General features: G+C 51.6%; 10 protein-coding genes and 3 pseudogenes. 2 read left to right on the top strand and 11 right to left on the bottom strand.

Annotation, left to right across the window (positions count from 1 at the left end; genetic code table 11):
- Positions 1-8 precede the first annotated feature (8 nt).
- Positions 9-3,188, top strand: a pseudogene (locus ATN88_RS24735) (efflux RND transporter permease subunit).
- Between the two features lie 80 nt (positions 3,189-3,268).
- Here ATN88_RS24735 and ATN88_RS24740 read toward each other — a convergent pair.
- Positions 3,269-4,588: a peptidoglycan DD-metalloendopeptidase family protein gene (locus tag ATN88_RS24740; RefSeq protein WP_067420109.1), complete on the bottom strand. Its 1,320-nt coding sequence runs from the start codon at positions 4,586-4,588 to the stop codon at positions 3,269-3,271.
- Between the two features lie 187 nt (positions 4,589-4,775).
- Between ATN88_RS24740 and tyrS the strand changes: the two genes are divergently transcribed.
- The gene (tyrS, locus tag ATN88_RS24745; protein WP_067420110.1) at positions 4,776-5,963 is read left to right on the top strand and encodes a tyrosine--tRNA ligase; all 1,188 of its coding nucleotides are present in this window, start codon (positions 4,776-4,778) and stop codon (positions 5,961-5,963) included.
- A gap of 55 nt (positions 5,964-6,018) precedes the next feature.
- Here the strand turns inward: tyrS and ATN88_RS24750 are convergent, their stop codons facing one another.
- The 10 genes and pseudogenes from ATN88_RS24750 to gltB all read right to left on the bottom strand — a co-directional run bounded on the left by ATN88_RS24750 (position 6,019) and on the right by gltB (position 18,105).
- Positions 6,019-6,573 (bottom strand): flavodoxin family protein, encoded by a 555-nt coding sequence (locus tag ATN88_RS24750; RefSeq protein WP_067420111.1) that lies wholly within the window; start codon positions 6,571-6,573, stop codon positions 6,019-6,021.
- Positions 6,570-7,550 carry a questin oxidase family protein gene (locus ATN88_RS24755; RefSeq protein WP_067420112.1) on the bottom strand — a complete coding sequence of 327 codons (981 nt, stop codon included), beginning with the start codon at positions 7,548-7,550 and terminating at the stop codon, positions 6,570-6,572. The genes ATN88_RS24750 and ATN88_RS24755 overlap by 4 nt, the downstream gene beginning before the upstream one ends.
- 24 nt (positions 7,551-7,574) lie before the next feature.
- Complete coding sequence (locus ATN88_RS24760) at positions 7,575-7,991, bottom strand: VOC family protein (protein ID WP_067420113.1); 417 nt, start codon at positions 7,989-7,991, stop codon at positions 7,575-7,577.
- Positions 7,992-8,138: 147 nt separating this feature from the next.
- Entirely contained in the window at positions 8,139-8,750 is a 612-nt protein-coding gene (locus ATN88_RS24765) for a TRIC cation channel family protein (protein ID WP_067420114.1), read from the bottom strand.
- A gap of 104 nt (positions 8,751-8,854) precedes the next feature.
- The gene (btuF, locus tag ATN88_RS24770) at positions 8,855-9,676 is read right to left on the bottom strand and encodes a vitamin B12 ABC transporter substrate-binding protein BtuF (protein WP_067420115.1); all 822 of its coding nucleotides are present in this window, start codon (positions 9,674-9,676) and stop codon (positions 8,855-8,857) included.
- Positions 9,676-10,641, bottom strand: a complete 966-nt coding sequence (locus ATN88_RS24775; protein ID WP_067420116.1) for a cobalamin biosynthesis family protein — start codon at positions 10,639-10,641, stop codon at positions 9,676-9,678. Before ATN88_RS24775 ends, btuF begins: the two co-directional genes overlap by 1 nt.
- On the bottom strand, positions 10,641-11,342 hold the full coding sequence (gene mtnN, locus ATN88_RS24780; protein ID WP_067420117.1) for a 5'-methylthioadenosine/S-adenosylhomocysteine nucleosidase: 702 nt from the start codon (positions 11,340-11,342) through the stop codon (positions 10,641-10,643). The genes ATN88_RS24775 and mtnN overlap by 1 nt, the downstream gene beginning before the upstream one ends.
- 109 nt (positions 11,343-11,451) lie before the next feature.
- Positions 11,452-12,054, bottom strand: a complete 603-nt coding sequence (locus tag ATN88_RS24785) for a GNAT family N-acetyltransferase (protein ID WP_067420118.1) — start codon at positions 12,052-12,054, stop codon at positions 11,452-11,454.
- 157 nt (positions 12,055-12,211) lie between these two features.
- Positions 12,212-13,629 (bottom strand): annotated as a pseudogene (locus ATN88_RS24790) (FAD-dependent oxidoreductase).
- Between the two features lie 11 nt (positions 13,630-13,640).
- Positions 13,641-18,105, bottom strand: a pseudogene (gltB, locus tag ATN88_RS24795) (glutamate synthase large subunit).
- Positions 18,106-18,431 lie beyond the last annotated feature (326 nt).

Here is an 18,431-nt window from a genome sequence, read left to right on the forward strand (position 1 = left end):
GCGCGAAAGTGACAAACCTTATCGATGCCTCCTTGGCACGCACCCGTACCATGGTCACCTTACTGTTGTTTTTGCTGGTGGCAGGCTTTTATACCTATCAAACCATTCCTAAAGAATCGGATCCTGACATTACGATACCCGTTATTTATGTGTCTGTGGCCACGAAGGGATCTCGCCGGAAGACGCTGAGCGACTCTTGGTTCGCCCTATAGAGCAAGAACTTCGCTCAATTGAAGGCATCAAGGAAATGACTGCCGTCGCGTCTGAAGGGCACGCCTCCGTCACCTTGGAGTTTAATGTGGGCGTCGATCTGGATCAGGCCATGGCTGACGTACGTGAAGCGGTCGATCTGGTTAAGCCTCGTCTTCCTGATGACAGCGACGAACCTACCGTCAATGAAGTGACCTTTGCCAACCAGCAACCTGTTCTGTCTGTTGCTTTATACGGTGATGTCTCTGAGCGCGCGATCGTGAAAATTGCCCGCAAACTTCAGGAAAAACTCGAAGGTTTTAAGCAAGTTCTTGAAGTCGATATCGCCGGCGATCGCAGTGACGTGGTGGAAATCATCGTCGAGCCACTGCTGCTTGAAAGCTACGGCTTAGATCAAGAAGACATTTTCAACCTCGTGTCTCGCAACAACCGCGTCGTCGCGGCAGGGTATGTGGATACGGGCTATGGCCGCTTCTCAGTAAAAGTACCGTCGGTCTTTGAGTCTGTGACTGACGTGCTTAGTCTGCCCATCAAGATGGATGGCATTCAGGTTGTGACGGTCGGTGATGTGGCAACTGTGCGTCGAGCCTTTAAAGACCCAGAAAGCTTTGCAAGATTGGATGGTAAACCCGCCATCGTGTTGGATGTGAAAAAGCGCGCCGGTGAAAATATCATTGAAACCGTCGAGATCGTTAAAGCGGTGATCAACGAGGCGCAAAAATCCACGCAGTGGCCGGGTGCACTTCAGGTGAAATACACCTGGGATGGGTCGGAAGACGTGCGTACCATGCTGACCGATCTGCAAAACAACATCCTCTCTGCTGTGCTGCTGGTGGTGATTGTCATTATCGCGATTCTTGGCGCGCGCACTGCACTGCTGGTGGGTATTTCTATTCCAGGCTCATTCTTGACGGGTCTGGTGGTGCTGGCGTTGGCTGGGCTGACGGTCAATATCGTGGTGCTATTCTCGCTCATCATGGCCGTTGGTCTGTTGGTGGATGGCGCGATTGTTGTCACTGAGTACGCTGACCGCCGAATGCGTGAAGGCGTCAACAGAAAGCAAGCTATCAAGAAGCGGCGCACCGTATGGCATGGCCAATCATTGCATCAACGGCAACGACATTGGCCGCGTTTGCGCCTTTGCTGTTCTGGCCGGGGATCACGGGCGAATTCATGGGCTATATGCCGCTCACGCTGATTGCCACCTTGTCTGCGTCGCTGATCATGGCGTTACTGTTTGTACCTGTGCTGGGCAGTTTGTTCGGTAAGCCGCTTCCATTATCTGAAAAACAACGCTCACGCATGCAAGCGTTGGAGCGGGGCGAGTTTGAGCAAGCAAGAGGTATCACCAAGGCGTACATCAACACCCTTTCTGTTGCGATCAAACACCCGATAAAGATCCTGCTCGCTGCCGTTATCGTGGCGTTTGGCGTGGGCTTTGCCTACAACAAATCTGCCTTGGCACCGAGTTCTTCCCTGATGTGGATCCTGCGTTTTTCAACATCAAAGTGCGTTCGTATGGCGATCTTTCTATCTATGAGCAAGACGCACTGATGAAAGAAGTTGAGCAGCGCGTGCTGGGGTTGGAGGAGATTGAAAGCGTTTATACCAAAACCGGCGGGCAAGACGAGATAGGCGTCATTCAGATGAAGCCCGTAGCATGGCAAGAACGCCGAAAAGTGAACGTGATCATTCAGGAACTGCGCGACAAAACCGCGGATTTGTCCGGCATTGAGCTGGAATTTAAAAAGCCCGATGCGGGGCCGCCAAGTGAGCACGATCTTTCTATCGAAGTCATCGCTGAGGATGCCGTCCAATTGGAAAACGCGGCGAGGCAGATCAGGGAGTTGCTTGAGGAAAATCCCGCGTTCACCAACTTTAGCGATACTCTAACGAAACCCGGCATTGATTGGACGATTGATATTAATCGCACCGATGCCGCGAGATTCGGCGCAGATGCCACAGTCGTCGGTAATACGGTTCAGTTTGTGACAAATGGCCTCAAGATTGGTGACTACCTGCCAGATGATGCCGATGAAGAAGTCGATATTCTGGTCAGATACCCAGAAAATAAGCGTGATATCGGCAGGTTCGACGAGCTTCGCGTCAATACACCGTATGGGCTCGTACCTATCACTAACTTCGCCAGCATCAAGCCCGAGGTAAAGCAGGGCAACATCGACAGGGTGGATGGCTTTCGCGTGATAAAAGTCATGGCTGACATGGCGGAAGGCGAGAACCTGAGTTTGGCATTGCCGGGTTTACAGGAAAATATTGCGACACTTGGACTTCCTGAAAGTGTTGAAGTGCGTATTCGCGGCCAGAACGAAGAGCAAAACGAAAGTCAGGCGTTCTTGATGACTGCATTCCTTGCGGCATTGGCAGCGATGGCTCTCATCTTGATCACCCAGTTCAACAGCTTCTATCAGGCATTTTTGATCTTAAGTGCCGTGCTGTTCTCGACCGTGGGCGTGTTCTTGGGGCTGTTGATATTCCAGCGCCCGTTTGGCGTCATCATGTCAGGTGTCGGGGTGATCACGTTGGCGGGTATCGTGGTGAACAACAATATCGTGCTTATCGATACCTACAATGTTTTGCGTCGTCAGGGGCTTGCTAAAGCAGATGCTATCCTTCGCACCGGCGCACAGCGTTTGCGCCCTGTTCTGCTCACCACAGTAACCACTATCCTTGGACTATTGCCTATGGTGCTCGAAATGAACGTGGATTTGGTCAACCGTGGGGTGGAGTTTGGTGCGCCGAGTACCCAGTGGTGGTCGCAGCTAGCAACGGCCGTTGCTGGCGGCCTGGCATTCTCTACCGTGTTAACCTTGGTGCTGACACCGTGTCTGTTGATGCTAGCGAGAGAGCCGAAGATCAAACAGACGCTAAATGATGGCGATAGCACACCTCCAGCAGAAAAACAGGCAGGTGAGCAGCCAAGCGTGTCGTTTCGTGAATCCGTAGAAACGCACGCTTAAGCAATCACCGAAAGGACGCAAGTCAGACAAAAAAGCAGCGCAAGTGCGCTGCTTTTTAGTTTCCGTATTTGGGTGGTCTGTTAAGACGAGATGCGCTCGACGGTGCCGATAGACGCCAGCAATTGACTGAACTTATTAAGCTGAGACATTCTGTCCTTTGCCATTGTCAGGAACTCTGTTTTCTCTTTGCCAGACAGCGATTTTGCTTGCGGCAGGCTCACGGTTCTAGGGTTTTTGTGTACACCATTCACCAAGAATTCGTAGTGAAGGTGCGGGCCTGTCACGCGTCCTGTGCCACCGAGAGTACCGATGGTTTGCCCTTGTTTTACACGCTGACCTGTCTTCACTTTGCGCTTAGTTAAGTGAAGGTATTTGGTGATATAGGTAGAGCTGTGTCGGATGAAGACATAGTTACCATTGAACTTGTTATACGCAGACTTCATAACCACGCCATCACCCGCCGCCCAAATTGGCGTGCCCACGGGGGCGACATAGTCGGTGCCGCGGTGTGCTTTTCTTTGTCCTGTTACCGGATGCAGACGACGCGGGTTGAAGTTGGAGCTGACGTAACGGAAGTTAACCGGTGAGCGCAAGAACGCTTTTTTCATCGCTCGGCCGTCTTGGTCATAGTATTTGCCTGACTTCGAACGGATCGCGGTAAAGGTTTCGCCTTGGTTGGTAAAGGTTGCCGCCAGAATGTTGCCGCGACCAATCAGGTCACCTTCTACCAATTGCTCTTCATACAACACAGAAAACTTGTCGCCTTGGCGAATATCTAAGGCGAAGTCGATGTCCCAGCCAAAAATACCCGCCAGTTCCATAATTTGGTTGGCATTCAGCCCTGCACTGACACCAGCATTCCAAAAGCTCGAATTAATGGTGGCAGAAGCAAAATTCACTTGGGTGTCGATTTGCTTGGATTCCACATGCGAGACGAAGTCATCGCCAATGCGGTTAACGATCAACTTTTCGTTGGCACTTTTCGGTTGGATTAACTGGGTGAAGAGGCCGTTTTCATCAAAGCCGATATGAATTTCATCGCCCACGTTAAGTGAGGTCAGGGATTGGGTGCCTTTGTCGCTGTTGATGAAGCGATAAAGCGTGGTTGGGCTGATACCGACGCGGTCAAAAATGACGGCCAAACTCTCGCCCGATTGCACAACAAATTTCTTCCAATCAAGCGTTAACGGTGCGCTCAACAGAGGCATGTCTTTTTCTGGAGGAAGCAAGGAACTGACTTCAAGCGGAACGTTGTACTGTTTGCCGACTTCATATCGCGCTTCCGGATGCTGCGCCGGCGTTTCAGAAGGGAGCAAAATCAACACTACGAGCAAGGCACTGATAGCGGTGATAAGAATGCGGTGTAGCCTTGGTATCGCTTTTATTTTTTTTACTGGCATTACGAAACAGTCGTTAAGGAATAGAAATTGTCCGGAACGCACTCGTTTTTTGCCAATATTTTCTCAAAAATATCAGCCAGTGAATTCCTTTTCGCTCCGCTTAAGTTTAACTGGTTTCAAAAACCATCGCTATTCAAGTAGTATGTCGCTTTACGAAAAATTGCCGATTCTGTGGGAGCGATAAAATATGGCGAGCATTGAAGCCGCGCTAGCTGAAATTAAGCGTGGTGTTGAGGAATTGATTCCTGAAGAGGAACTCATTAAAAAACTGAAAGAGAACCGTCCTCTTCGCATCAAGTTGGGCGCGGATCCAACGGCTCCAGATATTCACCTAGGTCACACTGTGATCATGAATAAACTGCGTGCATTCCAGGAGCTGGGCCATGAAGTTATCTTCCTGATCGGTGACTATACCGCAATGGTCGGTGACCCAAGCGGCAAGAACACCACACGTCCACCGCTGACGCGTGAACAAGTTCTGAAGAACGCAGAAACGTACAAAGAGCAAATCTTCAAGATTCTGGATCCTGCGAAAACCCGTATCGAGTTCAACTCAACATGGCTGAGCGAGCTGGGTACTGACGGCATGATCCGTTTGGCAGCAAGCTCTACCGTTGCACGTATGCTTGAGCGTGACGACTTTAAAAAGCGTTACAGCAACAACCAGCCGATCGCGATCCATGAATTTATCTACCCACTGCTGCAAGGTTACGACTCAGTTGCACTGAAAGCGGACGTTGAGCTGGGTGGTACGGATCAGAAGTTCAACCTGCTGATGGGTCGTGAGCTGCAAAAGCAAAACGGTCAATCTCAGCAAGTGGTTATTACTATGCCACTGCTGGTGGGATTGGACGGCGTTAAGAAGATGTCTAAGTCTGCGCACAACTACATTGGTATCAGCGATGTGCCAAACGAGATGTTCGGTAAGATCATGTCTATCTCTGACGACCTGATGTGGAACTACTACGAACTGTTGTCTTTCCGTCCTCTGGAAGAGATCGCAGGTCTGAAAGAAGAAATCGCAAACGGCCGTAACCCACGTGACGTGAAGATCCTGCTGGCGAAAGAAATCATCGCACGCTTCCACTCAGAAGCTGACGCAGATGCGGCAGAAGCAGAATTCATCAACCGCTTCCAAAAAGGCGCAATGCCAGAAGAAATGCCAGAGTTCTCGTTTGAACAAGGCGTGGCAATTGCGAACCTGTTGAAAGACGCGAACCTGGTAGGTTCAACGTCAGATGCGCTGCGCATGATCCGTCAAGGTGCAGTGAAAATCGACGGCGAAAAACTGGATGATACCAAGTTGGTACCCGCTGCAGGCACTGCAGTTTACCAAGTAGGTAAACGTAAATTTGCTCGCATCACGCTGGCATAAGACGTTAAATGTTTTAAAAGGCACCGAAAGGTGCCTTTTTTATATTCTGTGTTTTCTATTGTGTTAACACCTCTGCCACCCGTTCTCCTAAACGAACAGCCGTTCTCCTATCAATAGCATTGATGCCATCTTGCTCATCATCTAAGGCGATGACGCCAACGGATGCGTTGAGGCGATTGAAGTTAGTGAGGTCTGTGCCATCGGGCGAATCGATTCCCACCCAAAGCATGCTGTGCTGACTCGCTAAAAGATAAAAATATTCGATAGTGCTTTGAAGTTCACCACAGGGACTGCTTCCAATCGTAAAGCCAGCGGCTAGCTTATTTCGCCACAGTTGCTTTGACCAAGCGTTACTGCTCGCATCTGCAAAGGCTTTGAATTGTGCGGCGGGTCCACCCATATATGTCGGTACACCAAAGATGATGGCATCTGCGTCGAGGAGTCTTTCAAAGAGCGCATCGTTTTTGAAGCGGCCGCCGATGATCTCTTCCCCCTGTATACGGTGAGAAAAAACCTCTGCGCCCCTAGACTCAGCACCACTCGCTATGGCCTTGGCTAACGCGTCCGTTGTCCCGTTCTTCGAGTAATAAACAATAGCGATTTTCTTCATTGAGATCCCTCTAGTCTGAAGTGGATGGCGTGCAAGGCTTCGGGCAAATCCAGTGCCTCATAGAGCCGCGCACAGCTGTAAGTCAGTTTAATGGTGTGATCGTCACCGGTAGCGTTGGCCTGTTTAAACCACGTCGGCCAATCGGGTGAGACCGATTCAACAGGGTTACTGGGTTTCGTCGGCTCACGGTATCTGGCCGTGCAAGCTGCCGCGACGTAGGCTTGCCAGTAGTACTTTAAGGCCACATCGAAATCGGGCAGGTAAGGCTTGAGAGAATGCAGGGCCTGCAAGCCTGTCACGCCATGGAGCAAGGTAAAATCGTTGCTGGCAATGTATTGGTTGAGTACCACGCGAGCGACGTCTTCTATCGGCAGCGTGGCCGGCTGCGTCGCACTCAAAGGATAAGCATCCAGCGTGATGAGCTCTTCCACATGATCGATCATGATCCCGTCGCTATAGCGTTGATCGTAAAACATCATCAAGGCGTGATTGAGTTGGTCATCGGCGTTTAGGCTCTCGGATTCACGGATCGCGCCAAGTGGCGTGTAGCCAGCAGACCAATACGCCAGTGCATGACTGATCTCGTTGTTGTCTTCTCTTTCAATGGCGTAGGCCAGACGAATGACAGCGTGAAATGAGCCAGCGGCAATGCCGGGCAACAGTGTAGGCAGTGTATTACTGATAGTTGCTTCTAAGCCGGTTTCATGAAGCTTTCGGCTGAAGTGCTCGATAAATTCCGCCACGTGTTCACTGTTACCGAGCTCTGGCGTGATGCCTTGTTTGGGGGCAGCAAGAGGCTCAAGTGCGCGGCTCGCATCCTGATACTGCGCGATAAGCTGCTCGCGGGTGGCACCGAGTCTTTCCATGGCGGTAATGGCCATAGGGAGATGATTCGACAATCGAATACTGTACGTAGGTGCAAACTGGTGGGCTTGCTGAATGAGCGACAATCCTTGCTCTGACAATGCGTGATACATGCTTATCTCCCGTGATCTTGTTAACTACAAGGTGTAGTCGTTGCGGCTTTCCATCGCATCGGTCAGGTATTCAACGAACTCCCACTCAATGCCATCTGCATCCAAGAAGTAGGCGCGTTTTCGACTTGGATGACTTTCGTTGAACTCTATTTGTGTAAAGCCTTCCGCTTTAAGTCGCTCTGATACCGAGGTGACATCATCAACGACAAAACCGATATGGTTTGTCCCCAATTGGCGGTAGGGAATGCGCTCGACGGCTTTATCAATCACGACCTCTTGTAAGGCAATGTATGACGTCTCTGTCCCCAGGTGACACCAGCCGTAGTGCTGATTGCGACCTTCTCCACGGACTTTGAAGTCTGGCATCGCAGATTGCAGAAAGTGAATTGTGCTGTGGAGATTGTTCACCGTGATGTTGGCATGTTCGACGTAGCTGCTCATGGTGATGTCCTTGCTGGTAATTAAGTAAAGTTATTTGTTTACATAGTAGTCGTGATTTTTAATAAGTAAAGTTTATGCTTTACTAATGTGCGACAGACATTAAAAAACGCACTGCAAAGGCAGTGCGTTTATTCAAGGGGGATGGCTTTACTTGCTCAGGGCAAAAGTGGGGAGAGAAAGGTGCCAGCGAATCGCTGCAAGTCGAATGCCCAGTGTGGTGATCATCCCAGAGATTGATGCGAACTCCGCGCCAGCGTTGGAAGCCAGCACCAAGGTGTGCATGATGCCACCTGCAATACAGGCAGTCGCGTAGACCTCGGTACGCAGTACCATTGGGATTTCTCGCGCCAGAATGTCACGCAAAATACCGCCACCACAGCCCGTCAGTACGCCCATGATAATGGCAACAATTGGCGACGCGCCGTAGCTCAGTGCTTTATCCACACCGATAGCAACAAACACCGCCAAACCAATGGCATCCGCAACAGGAAGCACGTACCAAGGCAAACGACGAGGATGGCGAATTAACAGCATGCTTAGCACACACGTGGCCAAGATCACCCAAAGGTATTCTGGCTCATTCACCCAGAACACTGGGGTTGCACCGAGTACCATATCCCGGATTGTTCCACCGCCAATGGCGGTCACCATGGCCAGCACCACAACCCCAAATGGGTCCATGCGGAGCTTACCTGCCAATAATACGCCCGACACTGCAAACACAGCGGTGCCGAACATATCCAGAATATATAAAAGCATGATGGGCTATCTCATCTGAAAACGTAAAAAAGCGGCGCGATTTTACGTCAAAGATATGCCCTAGCCATCGAGAGTAATCACTTGTTTGGAGTGAGAATTTCGAATTAGTGACCGAGATCGCTTCTTACTTTGTCCATGGCCGCACAAATCTGCTCAACGGCTTTCAATGCACGCGGCGTTGGACGGTTTAGCCAGTCGCCCGTGACAGAATAAATGTGGTCATTTTTCACGGCAGGCACATAGTCGGCCCATGCTGACCACAGAGCTTCTGGTTTCTCTCGGGTATTAGGATAGAAAATGGCGTCGGGCTTTCGAACGACCACTTGCTCAACACTGACTTGTGGGTAAGGTGCTGAACTGTTGGCGAAAATATTCTTGCCGCCACATAGGTCAAAGAGTGGCTGTGGCCAATGATCGCCATTGTTGGTCAGAAGTGGGGTGTCGCTTAGCTGGTAGAAATACGCCACTTCTGGTTTGCCTTCTTGAGCCTGCTCGACGTTCTGTAGTGCTTGGCGAATATCGTCCGCACGTTGCTTGGCAAGATCTGGCGCGTCTGACCATTTGCCGAGCTTTTCAATGTTGTCAGCCGCTTCATAGAGCGAATGTGGGTTAGAGTAGAAAACCTTGATACCTAACCTTTCCAGCTTGGCCAGTTCTTTGTCTGGGTTGCCGCCTTTCCACGCTAAGACCAAATCCGGCTTAAGCGTTACCACGCGTTCGATATTAATGCCGCGATAGTTGGCGACTTGTTCAAGCTCCAAAGCCTCAGGCGGATAGTCACTATGGGCACTGACGGCGACCAAGTTGTCACCAAGACCTGCTTCATAGGCAAGTTCGGTGGTGTGAGGCGAAAGACTTATCACGCGAAGCGGCTCTGCCATCGCCATTGCTGGCAGACAGAGAAGGAGAACCAGAAAACGAAACATCATAATAATCCGTGTGCGAACCACATAAGAAAGCTTTGGATGGTAATCCAAATCAGGGCTTTCTGCCTGAGCTGTTGATTCAGTATTGCCAGATGCAGTGAAGAAGGGGTGATCACGCCACCGAGTGTCGGGCGCGAAATTTTGTCACTGTCGTAAATTGCAGGGCCACCCAAAGCGACCTGAAATTTGGCACCGGATGAGGCGAGTAGCCAGCCGATACCATTTACCGACCATTGGTTTCCACTTAATCGAATCGCCTCAATGGCTTGATTAAAGCGAAGGCCTGTTGCGATGAGAACGGCAAAAAGGCGAGTTGGAAGCCAGTCCATCACAGTGAGCATTGCAGCGGCGGGCAAGCCAAAATCGACATATTCGTGACGACGTGTTGGCCAACAACGTGCCAGTTGCACCACCAGCGCGTAGAGAAATGCACCAATGCCACCACCCATCGCATACCAAAATAGCACCCCTATCAATCCGCGCGCGTAGCCTGCGAGCAGGGTTTCACAGCCTGCTTTGGCAATGCCGACGGGAGACAAGGAGCAGGTGTCGCGATTGAGTATCTCGGACAGGGCATTTCGCGCAGCAGGTTTGTCATCACGGTTAAGTGCTTGCTCGACATTGAAGGCGACCGTGGTGACGGGTTTCCATGCCAAAGCAAACCAAAGTAATAGCAAATCAAACAGCCACACCGTCCAAACCAATTGCTTGAGTGCGACGAGCAATACCGCAATGGTGAGCCACATGATGGCAAGCGACAGCGCACCAGCCAGTCGTTGCTGACTCTCATGATCTTCTGTGTGATTGACTTTTTCAGCGATGGCGAGTGCGACGCGACGCCAAAGTGTCAGGGGTGAAACGTGTGCGGGTAAGGGGAAAAACCAATGCAAAATAAGTGCTCCCCACATTGCCAGCAGGGTCGAATGGTCCAGCAGGGCACCAATCGGCGTGGGGAGCTCGGTCATTATGCTTTCAGCAGCTCAACCATTTTTTCTACCATTGCACTTGAACTTTTCGCTGCCAGAGGCAGGAACTCGTCAAATGTCATTGGTGATTCTTTGTCTGCAACGTCAGAGATTGCACGAACAACCACAAACGGTACTTTGAACTGGTGACAGGTTTGTGCAATCGCCGCCGCTTCCATTTCTACTGCAATCACAGATGGGAAGTGTTTGCGGATGTACTCTTGACGCTCTGCTGTGTGAACAAACGCATCGCCAGTACAGATCAAGCCGCGTACTGCGTGAGGTGCGGGTTCCATTGCTGCCAGTGCTTGCTCCGCCACGTTCATCAACTTCTCGTCTGACGTGAAGGTTGCAGGTTGGCCTGCCATTTGACCCATGGTGTAACCGAATGCAGTTACGTCAGCATCGTGGTACGCAACGTCCGTTGAGATAACCACATCACCCAGGTTCAGCGTAGAGTCAAAACCACCCGCAGAGCCAGTGTTGATAACCAAAGATGGCTTGAAGCGATCCAGCAGCACTGCAGTGCTCAGCGCAGCAGCGACTTTACCGATACCTGATTGCAGCAGAACCACGTCTACGCCGTTCAGGTCGCCAGTGTAGAATTTTGAGCCTGCAATTTCTTGCAGTTGGCAGTTATTGATCAGGTTTTTCAGCAGGGTAACTTCCTGCTCCATCGCACCGATAATACCGATTTTCATCTATGTTCTCGTTGAGTTTGTGTCAATTGGGAGAGTGTATCACGTAGCTTGAAAGACAGATAATAACTCTGCTTGTCGAGCGAGCATTTCACTCAAATTTGTGGTCGTATTATCGTAAGCCGGTCTCTTGCTTGGCTGGTCGATACATAGGTGTTGAAAGTTCGCGTCCGCCTAGCGAGACGGTCGCTAAAGGCTCAAAACCAAACTGGCGGTAAAAATCCACGTTGCGGGGATTGGAGGATTCTAAATAGGCGGGCAAGCCGCTTTCATCGACCACCGCGAGCGATTGTTCCATCAAAAAATGGCCGCGACCATTACCCATAAAGGCCGGATCAACGCCGACAAGTGGCAAGTACCAGCAAGGCTCATCGGGGAAATAGGCGTCGAGTTCATCAAAAAAGCGCAGCGTGTCTTCTTTCACGTCAGGCGTGCAGGTGTCGAGTGCCAAGGTTTTGATTTTATCTGCATCAGGCAAGCGTCCCGGCGCGAGCCAAGCAATGGCGGCAGAAAAGTCCTCGGTAGCCCAAGCTGTGCCATCTTCAATCGCCGTGCCTTGATAGAGCAGGGAATATTCGGGAAAAACGGACAGGAACTGGTGGGCATCTTGCCATAGGTAGCGTGCTGCCGGGTCACCTAAAAAGGCGGCGGTCATCAGTGCAGAAAATTGCGGGCGTTGTTCGGGGCGGACGGGTTTAAGTTGTCCTTGGTACATGAATCATCCTGAGATTAGTTTACTTGGAGAAAAGGGTAACGAGGCGCAGGGCGCGAGTTCGATGGTAACAGGATGAGTCTTTGATCTGCATAAGAAAAAAACCTCCCATGAGAGGGAGGTTTTTCATTAAGGCGTGAAAGTTCTCGCAAAGGAGGGGTTAGACCTCTAAAAAGTCCATGATGCCTTCTGCAGCTTTTCGGCCTTCATCAATGGCGGTTACCACCAGATCCGAACCGCGCACGGCATCACCACCTGCGAAGATTTTCTCGTTGGTGGTCTGGTAGGCAAAGGCACCTTGTGACGGTGCTTTGATGCGGCCCCACTGGTCCAATTCGACATCGAACGGTTCAAGCCAAGACATTTGATGTGGCTGGAAGCCAAAGGCCATGATGACGGCATCGGCCGGCAGAATATGCTCGCTACCTTCCACTGGCTGCGGACGGCGACGGCCTGCGTCATCTGGCTCACCCAACTCGGTTTTCACCACTTTCACGCCGCTGACTTTGCCGCTGGCGTCCAGTTCGATACCGAGTGGTTGCAGGTTGAACATAAAGTTCACCCTTCCTCGCGCGCGTTTTTCACCTCACGGCGAGAGCCTGGCATGTTAGCTTCATCACGACGATAGGCACACACCACGCTTTTCGCGCTTTGGCGAATGGAAGTGCGGACACAGTCCATGGCGGTGTCACCACCACCGAGTACAACCACTTTCTTGCCTGCCATGTCGATGAAATCGGGTGCTGTTTCTTGCTCAAGCTCCATGACACGGTAGGTGTTGGCAATCAAGAACGGCAGGGCGTCAAACACACCTTCTGCTTCTTCGTTTTCCAAACCCGCACGCATGGATTTGTAGGTGCCCACGCCAAGGAACACTGCATCATAGTCTTTCAGCAGATCTTCCATGGTAACGTCTAAGCCCACCTCAGTATTGAGTTTGAATTCCACGCCCATTTCAGAAAAGACGCGCTGACGATTTCGCATGACGTCTTTTTCCAGTTTGAATGACGGAATACCAAAAGTCAGCAGGCCGCCAATCTCAGGGTATCGGTCAAAGACCACGGGTTTGACGCCGTTTCTGACCAGCACATCTGCACATGCAAGGCCTGCAGGGCCAGCACCTACAATCGCGACTTTCTTGTCTGTCCATTCGACGCCTGACATGTCTGGTTTCCAGCCCATCTCAAACGCTTTGTCGGTGATGTACTTTTCGATGTTACCTATGGTCACCGCGCCGAAATCGTCATTCAGGGTACAAGAGCCTTCACAAAGACGGTCTTGCGGACAAACTCGGCCACACACTTCAGGCAAGCTGTTGGTTTGGTGAGACAACTCCACTGCTTCAATGATGCGACCTTCGTTGGCCAGTTTCAGCCATTGTGGAATGTAGTTGTGTACAGGGCACTTCCACTCACAGTAAGGGTTACCACAATCTAGACAGCGATCTGCCTGGGCAGAAGCTTGCTTGTGATTGAAAGGTTCATAGATTTCAATGAACTGTGTCTTTCGCGCTTTGATCGGTTTTTTACGCGGGTCAATGCGCTGCACGTCGATAAATTGGTATACGTTCTGGCTCATAAGGTCCTCCGTTACTGCGCCTGAACACGCAGCTCTGCTGCGCTTCGGCTTTGGTGACCGAGCAGTGAGCGTACGTCCGCTGCTTTTGGCTTCACCAGATAGAATTTACTGATCCATTGTTCAAAGTCGGTCAGGATTTCCTGTGCGCGACACGAGCCTGTTAGCTCGAAGTGTTGATCAATGAGTCCACGGAGGTGTTCTTGATGAATCGTGAGGTTATCGAGCGTTAACGCTTCAACCAGTTCTGGGTTGACGCGACCTGCGAAATCCCCGCTCTCATCAAGCACGTAAGCAAAGCCGCCTGTCATACCAGCACCAAAGTTCACGCCAGTATGACCCAAGATGGCAATGATGCCGCCAGTCATATACTCGCAGGCGTTGTCACCGGCACCTTCCACCACGGCAAGGGCACCCGAGTTACGCACTGCGAAACGCTCGCCAGCTTTACCGGACGCGAAGAGCTTGCCGCCCGTTGCCCCGTAAAGGCAGGTGTTACCTATGATGGTGGACTCGTGCGAATTAAACGCAGAGCCAACCGGTGATTTGATGACGATGTTACCGCCCGCCATGCCTTTGCCGACATAGTCGTTGGCATCGCCGGTCAGGGTTAGGTTCACGCCTCCTGCATTCCACACACCGAACGACTGACCCGCCGTACCTTGCAAGTGGATTTCAAGTGGTGTGGCTGCCATGCCTTGGTTGCCGTAACGCTTGGCGATAGCCCCCGATAGCGAAGCTCCCACCGAGCGGTCGGTGTTGCGGATATCGAGATACGCACTCGCCGCGCGGCGTTTTTCAATCGCGCTTTCAAAGGTTTCAAGCAGCTTCTGGTTCAGCTCGGCTTTATCAAACGGTGCATTAGGCTGGCTCCAGAAGACAGTGTTGTCGCCAACCGGTTTCGGACTTTCCAAAATATCGGATAGGTCCAGCTTGAGCTGTTTTGCCGTGAAGCCGTCAACCGCTTCGAGAAGATCGGTGCGACCAATCAGGTCGGTCAGCTTTTCAACGCCAAGCTGCGCCATCAGTCACGGACTTCTTCGCCAAGGCCTTTGAAGAAGTTCATCACTTGCTCAGGCAAGCCTTTAAAGTATTCGCGGCGTAAGGTGTCATCTTGGGTGGCAACACCGGTCGCACAGTTGTTGAGGTGACAAATACGCAGGTACTTACAACCCAACGCGACCATTGGTGCGGTGCCGAAGCCAAAGCTCTCTGCACCCAAAATGGTGGCCTTGATGATATCGAGACCCGTTTTCAGGCCGCCATCCACTTGCAGGCGGATTTTGTGGCGAAGGCCATTGGTCACAAGTGCCTGTTGCGTTTCCGCCAGACCCAGCTCCCACGGGCTGCCTGCGTATTTCACAGAAGTCAGTGGCTGGCACCTGTACCGCCGTCATAACCGGAAATGGTGATGAGGTCGGCGTAGGCTTTTGCGACGCCCACTGCGATGGTGCCAACACCCGGTTCAGACACCAGTTTGACGGAAACCAGCGCATTCGGGTTGACCTGCTTAAGGTCGAAAATGAGCTGCGCCAAGTCTTCAATCGAGTAGATATCGTGGTGTGGTGGCGGTGAAATCAGGGTAACGCCTTGCACGGAATAGCGCAGGCGAGCAATTTCTGCCGTGACCTTATGGCCGGGTAGCTGACCGCCTTCACCGGGTTTCGCGCCCTGTGCCACTTTGATTTGCAGCACATCGGCATTGGTCAGGTAATGCGGCGTAACACCGAATCGGCCTGATGCGATTTGCTTGATGCGTGAGTTGCGCTCGGAGTTAAAACGACGCGGATCTTCACCACCTTCACCCGAGTTAGAGTTACCGCCCAAACGGTTCATCGCAATCGCCAGGGCCTCATGCGCTTCCGGGCTCAATGCACCGATGGACATGGCCGCGGAGTCAAAGCGTTTGAATAGTTCGCTGGCTGGCTCGACCTTATCAAGCGCAAGCGGTGTCTCAACCGGTTTGAGTGCCATCAAGTCACGCAGCGACGACACAGGACGACTGTTTACGGTTTGCGCATAGGTTTTGTAATCCATGACTTCGCCGGAGCGCACCGCGGATTGCAGGGTATTAACCACGTCTGGGTTGTAGGCATGGTATTCGCCGCCGTGGACATATTTCAGCAAGCCGCCGTGGTCGATTGGCTTGCGTTTGAGCCAAGCCCGACGCGACAGGTTAAAGAGATCTTGCTGGAAGTCGGTGAAATCAGCGCCTTCAATGCGGCTTGCAACACCTTTAAAACACAAATCGACGACCTTGCTATGAAGGCCAATAGCTTCAAAAAGCTGCGCACAACGGTAAGAGGCAATGGTCGAGATGCCCATCTTGGACATGATCTTGAATAGCCCTTTGTTGATACCGTTGCGGAAGTTCACCATGGCTTCGCTCATGGATTTGGTGACCACACCTTTCTCGACCATTTTGCCGATCGATTCATAAGCAAGGTACGGATAGACCGCGGTCGCGCCGAAGCCAAGCAATACCGCAAATTGGTGAGGGTCACGAGCAGATGCGGTTTCAATTACGATGTTTGCGTCACAGCGCAGTTGGCTGTCAACAAGGCGTTTTTGCGCAGCACCGACGGCCATCGCGGCTGGGATTGGCAATTTGCCTTTAGAGATGCCGCGGTCAGACAGTACGACTAAGACGGTACCGTCACGCACTACGCGCTCAACCTGATCACACAGGTCGATAATGGCGCGTTCGAGATCTTTCTCGTTAGGGTCAAAGTTGATGTCGATGATGCTGTTGCGATAGTGCTCATCATCCAACTCCAACAGTTGTACCATGTCAGAGTACAGAAGCACTGGGCTCTTGAAGGCAACGCGCTGTGCGTGTCCATCGGTTTCTGAGAACACGTTCATTTCACGGCCAATACACGTGGCGAGTGACATAACGTGGTTTTCACGCAATGGGTCGATTGGCGGGTTGGTAACCTGGGCAAACTTCTGGCGGAAGTAATCGGCGATGTTGCGCTCTTTGGAAGACAGCACGGCCATGGGGGTGTCATCACCCATGGAACCCGTCGCTTCCTGACCTATATCACCCAGTACGCGAAGCACTTGGTCGAGCTCTTCACCGGACACACCAAACATCTTCTGGTAGGTCTGAAGCTCGTCATCATCCATGCTGCGCTGACCGGAATTGTCTTCTGTCGACAACTCTTCAAACGGGGTCAGGCGTTTTACGTTAGCATCCAGCCACTCGCGGTAGGGGTGACGGCTTTTCAGCTCGCTATCAATGTCTGCGGAGTGCCAGATCTGACCTTCAAAGGTATCGATAACCAGCAGCTCGCCCGGACCTACGCGGCCTTTTTCTGCGACTTCATCCGGCGCGTAATCCCAGATGCCAATTTCAGAGGCGAGAGTGATGAGCTTGTCTTTGGTCACCACATAACGCGCAGGACGCAGGCCGTTACGGTCGAGGTTACACGCGGCGTAGCGACCGTCTGACATCACGATACCCGCAGGGCCGTCCCACGGCTCCATGTGCATCGAGTTAAAATCGTAAAACGCACGTAAATCCGGGTCCATGTCTGGATGGTTTTGCCACGCAGGCGGCACCAGCATGCGCATTGCACGGAATAAGTCCATGCCGCCAGCCAAGAAGACTTCCAGCATGTTATCGAGACTCGAGCTGTCCGAACCGGTTTCATTCACAAACGGTGCCGCTTCTTTCAAATCGGGCAGCAGCGGTGAGTTGAACTTGTAGGCACGGGCTCGTGCCCATTGTCGGTTACCCTCAATGGTGTTGATTTCACCGTTGTGCGCCAAATAGCGGAACGGCTGTGCCAGCGGCCATTTCGGCGTGGTGTTCGTTGAAAAGCGCTGGTGGAACAGACAGATAGAAGACTCAAGACGCAGATCGGCTAAATCGAGGTAAAAACGGGGCAGATCGGCGGGCATACACAAGCCTTTATACACGATGGTACGTGTCGACAAGCTGGTGATATAAAAATCTGGGTCGTCAGCAAGAGCCTTTTCAGCGCGGCGACGCGCGATATACAAACGGCGCTCCAAATCGCGAGCACGCCAGCCCGCTGGGCCATTGATGAACACTTGCTCGATGTGAGGCACAGAGCTTAGCGCAATTTCACCCAATACATCTGGGTTGGTCGGCACGTCGCGCCAACCGACGATAGAAAGGGTTTCAGCAGCGATCTCACGCTCAAAAATCTCTTTCGCGCGCTGCGCTTTTGCTGGATCTTTGCTGAGGAAAATCATGCCGACGCCGTAGAGTTTACTTAGCGTCCAGCCGTTTTCTTCGGCAATGATACGGAAAAATGAATCGGGCTTTTGAAGTGATAAGCCGCAACCATCACCGGTTTTCCCATCGGCGTTTATTGCGCCTCGGTGGGTCATTCGGTCTAGTGCGGAAATGGCTGTTCTGACGAGTTTATGGCTGGCTTCACCTTCGGTATGAGCGATGAGGCCAAAGCCGCAATTGTCTTTCTCCAGCGTAGGGTCGTACAGCGACATTTGCAATTCTCCCTTGCGACTGCTCCAAGCAGTGACTGCAGTATTTCTATGCCTTCCTGGCATTCAGATTCAGACTGATTTTTTTATCGTTGGGTAATGATGTTCTCACCAATCAGCATTCATGCTTGGGTGTAATGCGCTTAAAAAAGGGCGCATGTTTTTCTTTCCGACCTTTCACGTTATCCATAATTTGCAAAGAGGTCAAATTTCGTCACATTACATTAACTTTGCGAATAAACAGCTATATATGTCGAAAAGGTAGCTTGTAGGCAGGATTTTGTGGTGAATTTTTTAACCCTGTCGCAGAGATTAACGTTAGTGATTGG

The organism is Enterovibrio coralii (assembly GCF_001559595.1).
GTDB lineage: Bacteria > Pseudomonadota > Gammaproteobacteria > Enterobacterales > Vibrionaceae > Enterovibrio > Enterovibrio coralii.

What these genes read in the sequence shown, in the direction of transcription:
- ATN88_RS24755 (WP_067420112.1), bottom strand. Translation starts at nt 7,550, where the DNA reads ATGTATCACGCATTGTCAGAGCAAGGATTGTCGCTCATTCAGCAAGCC.
- tyrS (WP_067420110.1), top strand. Translation starts at nt 4,776, where the DNA reads ATGGCGAGCATTGAAGCCGCGCTAGCTGAAATTAAGCGTGGTGTTGAG.
- ATN88_RS24775 (WP_067420116.1), bottom strand. Translation starts at nt 10,641, where the DNA reads ATGACCGAGCTCCCCACGCCGATTGGTGCCCTGCTGGACCATTCGACC.
- ATN88_RS24740 (WP_067420109.1), bottom strand. Translation starts at nt 4,588, where the DNA reads ATGCCAGTAAAAAAAATAAAAGCGATACCAAGGCTACACCGCATTCTT.
- btuF (WP_067420115.1), bottom strand. Translation starts at nt 9,676, where the DNA reads ATGTTTCGTTTTCTGGTTCTCCTTCTCTGTCTGCCAGCAATGGCGATG.
- ATN88_RS24765 (WP_067420114.1), bottom strand. Translation starts at nt 8,750, where the DNA reads ATGCTTTTATATATTCTGGATATGTTCGGCACCGCTGTGTTTGCAGTG.
- ATN88_RS24760 (WP_067420113.1), bottom strand. Translation starts at nt 7,991, where the DNA reads ATGAGCAGCTACGTCGAACATGCCAACATCACGGTGAACAATCTCCAC.
- ATN88_RS24785 (WP_067420118.1), bottom strand. Translation starts at nt 12,054, where the DNA reads ATGTACCAAGGACAACTTAAACCCGTCCGCCCCGAACAACGCCCGCAA.
- ATN88_RS24750 (WP_067420111.1), bottom strand. Translation starts at nt 6,573, where the DNA reads ATGAAGAAAATCGCTATTGTTTATTACTCGAAGAACGGGACAACGGAC.
- mtnN (WP_067420117.1), bottom strand. Translation starts at nt 11,342, where the DNA reads ATGAAAATCGGTATTATCGGTGCGATGGAGCAGGAAGTTACCCTGCTG.